Here is a 4,275-nt window from a genome sequence, read left to right on the forward strand (position 1 = left end):
GCGAGCCGAGGAGGGCCAGGACGAGCCCGATGTAGAGCCCGGCCTTGCGGCCCCTCGAGTCGCTCACCCGGCCGATGGGGTAGGCCACGAGCATCCGCGCGAGCCCCGCGAGGGCCGTAGCCAGCCCCGACCAGGTGTTGGTGCCCATCAGTTGCACCACGCTGATGGCCCCCAGCGCGGGGATGAGCTGCATCCCGGCCCCCACCACCGCCTGGGTGATCGCCAGAAGCAGGGTGTTGCGCCGGATCAGGGGCGGGATGCCGGTGGAGGTGGCGGGCTGGGCGGGCTCGAGGGCCATAACGGTAAGGATACCGCCGCCACGCCCGGATTTACAGCGCTGTGATCTTTGCGGCTCGAGCCGAAAATGGAACGGTTACTATAGCCACCGTGAAGGCGAACCGTTTTATCCTCCTGCTGGCCGCCATCTTGCTCGCTTGCTTCGCTGCTGCCCAGGTGCAGGGCCGGGTCGTCACCGCCTCGCAGTTCACCCTGTGGAACTTCCCCCTCACCGGCTACGAGTTCATCGGCGGGGGCCCTTACGAGGACATGAAGCAGTCCATGAACCGCTTAGCCAACGGGATCGGCCGCGACTGCACCCGCTACGAGTTCGTGATGTTCCACGACCAGATCACGGGCCCCGGCTCCGTCCAGCCCGACGCCGTCATCGCCCGGATGCGCGAGAAGCTCCTCGCCAACGGCTTCCAGGTGCGGGACGTCCTCAACGGCGCGGCCTGGCTGGCCTCCTTCAGCAGCTACACCTACCTGGGGACCTGGTCCAAGCTCGACAAGGAGCCGGGCGTGATGCTGTTCTGGTGCCAGCTCCGGTAGGGCCGGTAGCCTGCGGCGGTGCGGCTTACAGCAGGGCCTCGAGCGCGATGAAGGTGAACATGCCCAGGCTGATCACCACGTTGGCCTGGAAGAAGGCGGCGTCGATCTTGGAGAGGTCGGAGGGGCTGACCAGGCGGTGCTCGTACCACAGCACCAGCCCCGCGCACAGCACGCCCACGAAGTAGGCCGCGCCCGCGCCGTAGAGCCAGCCCGTCAGGGCGAAGCCGAGCCAGGCCAGGAAGTGCGTCGCGCGGGCGATCCGCAGCGCCGGGGCGAGGCCGAAGCGGGCCGGGACGCTGTGGATGCCGTGCTCGCGGTCGAACTGGAAGTCCTGGGTGGCGTAGAGGATGTCGAAGCCGGCGATCCACAGGCCCACCGCGGCCCACAGGGCGAAGGTGGCCGGCTCGAAGGCCCCGGTCACGGCGATCCAGCCGCCCGCCGCCGCCGCGCCGATGGTGAGGCCCAGCCAGTAGTGGCACAGCCAGGTGAAGCGCTTGGTGTAGCTGTAGCCCACCAGGAAGAACACCGCCACCGGCAGCAGCGAGGCCGTGAGGGCGTTGAGGTTGAGCGCCGCCACGCCCAGCAGCAGCAGGCTGATGAGCGAGAGCGCGAGCACCTCGGCCGGGCTGACGAGGCCGCGGGGCAGGTGCCGCCGGGCCGTGCGGGGGTTGCGCGCGTCGATGGCCCGGTCGATGAGGCGGTTGAGGGCCATGGCGGCGGTGCGGGCGCCCACCATCGCCAGGGTGATCCAGGAGAAGGTCTCCAGGCCCGGCCAGCCGCGCCCGGCGAGCAGCATGCCGCCGTAGGCGAAGGGCAGAGCGAAGAGGGTGTGCTCGAAGCGGACGAGCTCGAGGTAGGTGCGAAACCGCGCGATCATAGTGAAAACCGTTCTCAGTCTACGCCCTCGGACAGCGCCGAAGGGGCCTCGGCGTCCACGAAAAGCGTCTTAGCCCCCGTGTAGAGCACCTGCCCCGGCGCGGCCTTGCGCGGGCGCCAGACGTTCTTCTTGGCCGTGTAGTCCACCGCGACGTTGCGCTCGCCGCGGGCCTTGGAGTGGTAGGCGGCGAGCCGGGCGGCGAAGAGCAGGTCGGGGAGGGGGGCGGGCTGGCCCTGGGTGCGCAGGATGACGTGGGAGCCGGGGATGCCCTGGGCGTGGAACCACAGGTCCATCGAGTGGGCGCTTCGGGTGAGGAAGTCGTTCTCCTTGGAGTTGCGGCCCACCCACACCGCGAAGCCGCCCGGCGAGCGCAGCCGTAGGCCCACGCGGCCCTCGCCCGGGCCGTCCCTGCGCTCGAGCCGGCGGGTGAGCTCGAGCAGGCTGGCCCCCTCCAGCGCCGCGACCTCGCGGTGCAGGGCCTCGAGCTGGGCCCGGGTGCGCGGCTCGAGCTCCATGGCCCGCTCGGCCAACGCCTCCAGGCGACGGGCGCGGCTGTAGTAGCGCTCGGCGTTCTGGGCCGGGGTGAGGGCGGGGTCGAGGGCGATCTCGAGGGGGTCGCCGCCGAAGTCCTCCAGCGTCACCGAAGCGGCCCCGCCGGGGACCCGGTGCAAGTAGGCCAGCAGCACGTCGCCCTTCTCGCGCAGCGCGGGCACCTCGTCGAGCCGGGCGAGGGCCTTGCGGTAGTCGGCCAGGCGGGCCTCGAGGGTGTGGATGCGCTTGTGCAGGGCCTCGCGCAGCGGGCGGCGCAGGGCCTCGGCCTCCTGCCGCTCCCACTCGGCCCGGAGCTCGGTGGCGAGGGAAGTCCGCTCGCCTGGGCGCTCGACCAGGCTCTTGAGGGCGCGGTGGAGGGGTTCGAGGTGCTCGGGGGCGAGCACCGTCTGCGGGGTGAGGCCCGCCCGGCGGGCCAGCTCCTGCGTGAGCTCCTTGCCCAGGCCGTCGAGGTGCCTGGAGGCCGCCTGGCCCAGGCTCAGGCCGAGCAGCCGCTCGAGGTCGGCGGGCCCCGCGGTGCGCGGGTCGAGCTTCTCGTAGGGCGGGGGAGGGGTGTAGGCGAGGCCGGGCCGCAGCTCGCGGAAGCGGTTGACCTGCTGGGTCACCTCGCGGTCGAGGGTGAGGATGCGCCCCTCGGGGGTGGTGAGCAGCAGGTTGGCGTTGCGCCCGGTGAGCTCGAAGACTAGGCGGGTGGGCGGGGTGTCCACGAAGCCGCTTTCGCCCTCGAGCCCGAAGAACACCACCCGGTCGAGCTTGAGCTGCCGCGCCTCGAGCAGCCGCCCCTTGGCCCGCGCGGCCAGCGAGCGCTGGAAGGCGGTCTTGGCCTCGCCCTCGAGGGTGCCGGGCTCGAGGGTCAGCAGCGGGTTGGGCGGCCGGTAGCGCAGCACCAGGTTGCCCAGCCCCTCCACCAGCAGCGCCGCCGTCCCCTCGTCGGGGAAGGCCCAGCCCAGCGTGCGTGCGGGCAGACGCCCGGCGAAGCCGCGCAAGACCGCGTTGATCAACAAACCTTCCATCGTGTGCCCTATCCTTCCAGCCCTCGCGACCCCCGGCCACGCCCACGGCGCAAAAAGCAGGGCAGACACGGGTGCCTGCCCTGACACGGGGTTTATTTTACGCCGAAGTGCTTAGGAGCGTGTCTAGGGTCGAGGGCCAAAGCGGTTCGCGTTTTGCGTATTGCGTATTGCGTACGACGTACGACGCAGGACGCACGACCCACGCCCGGCTATCGGCCATCGGCCTACTTCGGCTTCGTCCCCAGCAACCGCACCAGCGCCACCGCGTACACCGCCACGAAGCCCAGCAGGCCGAGCTCGAGGCCCACCGTGCGGCCCTGGCTCTCGAGGTAGAGCTTCACCCCCTGCAGGAGCAGCCCCACCGCGGCGGCGGCCACCGTCCACTTCAGGAAATGGGGGATCCCTTCCATCCGGCTTATTCGTAGGCGCGGTGCATCCCGTAGTACTCGGCGTTGGGCTTCCAGCCCAGGGCGTTGGCGAGGCGGTTGGTGAGGTTGAACATGGCCGCGACCTGGGCGGCCTCGAAGATGGCCTCGTCGCTGAGCCCGGCGCGGCGCAGGGGCTCGAGGTCGTCCTCCTCCATGCGCGGGGAGGCGGTGGTCATCTGGACGGCGAAGTCCAGCAGTGCCCGCTCGCGGGACGTGACCTCGGCGCGGCGGTAGTTGGCGGCGAGCGCTTCGGGCAGCACGGGGTCGCCGGTGAGCTCGCGCAGGTAGGCCGAGTGCGAGGCCAGGCAGTACTCGCACTGGTTGTGGCTCGAGACCACCACCGCGATCATCTCGCGCTCGCGGCGCGAGAGCTGTCCCTCCGAGCGCATGAGGTAGTCGTAGTAGCCGAACCAGCGCAGGAAGTGCTCGGGCAGCAGGGCGAAGTTGCGGGCGACGTTGGGGATGAGGCCGGTTTTGTCCAGGAACTTGCCGAAGAGCGCCTGCACCGCCTCGGGCAACTCCTCCGGCTCGGGCACCCGCAGCCAGGCGGTCGCGTCGGGGCGGGAGGGCCGGCGTGCGG

General features: G+C 71.0%; 5 protein-coding genes and 1 pseudogene. 1 reads left to right on the forward strand and 5 read right to left on the reverse strand.

What is annotated here, in order from left to right; genetic code table 11:
- A pseudogene (locus Mterra_RS19325) lies at positions 1-298 on the reverse strand (MFS transporter); the annotation flags it as partial.
- A gap of 89 nt (positions 299-387) precedes the next feature.
- Between Mterra_RS19325 and Mterra_RS19330 the strand changes: the two are divergent.
- Positions 388-828, forward strand: a complete 441-nt coding sequence (locus tag Mterra_RS19330; protein ID WP_119316610.1) for a hypothetical protein — start codon at positions 388-390, stop codon at positions 826-828.
- A 25-nt stretch (positions 829-853) separates the two neighbouring features.
- Here the strand turns inward: Mterra_RS19330 and mqnP are convergent, their stop codons facing one another.
- The 4 genes from mqnP to Mterra_RS19350 form a co-directional block, all read right to left on the reverse strand.
- The gene (gene mqnP / locus Mterra_RS19335; RefSeq protein WP_119316611.1) at positions 854-1,705 is read right to left on the reverse strand and encodes a menaquinone biosynthesis prenyltransferase MqnP; all 852 of its coding nucleotides are present in this window, start codon (positions 1,703-1,705) and stop codon (positions 854-856) included.
- Positions 1,706-1,719: 14 nt separating this feature from the next.
- Positions 1,720-3,267 (reverse strand): Rqc2 family fibronectin-binding protein, encoded by a 1,548-nt coding sequence (locus tag Mterra_RS19340; protein WP_119316612.1) that lies wholly within the window; start codon positions 3,265-3,267, stop codon positions 1,720-1,722.
- A gap of 224 nt (positions 3,268-3,491) precedes the next feature.
- Positions 3,492-3,677 carry a hypothetical protein gene (locus Mterra_RS19345; RefSeq protein ID WP_119316613.1) on the reverse strand — a complete coding sequence of 62 codons (186 nt, stop codon included), beginning with the start codon at positions 3,675-3,677 and terminating at the stop codon, positions 3,492-3,494.
- Between the two features lie 5 nt (positions 3,678-3,682).
- A complete protein-coding gene (locus Mterra_RS19350) occupies positions 3,683-4,231 on the reverse strand; it encodes a peroxidase-related enzyme (RefSeq protein WP_420836709.1) in 549 nt (182 codons plus the stop codon).
- Positions 4,232-4,275 lie beyond the last annotated feature (44 nt).

It is taken from the genome of Calidithermus terrae (assembly GCF_003574345.1).
GTDB classification, from domain to species: domain Bacteria; phylum Deinococcota; class Deinococci; order Deinococcales; family Thermaceae; genus Calidithermus; species Calidithermus chliarophilus.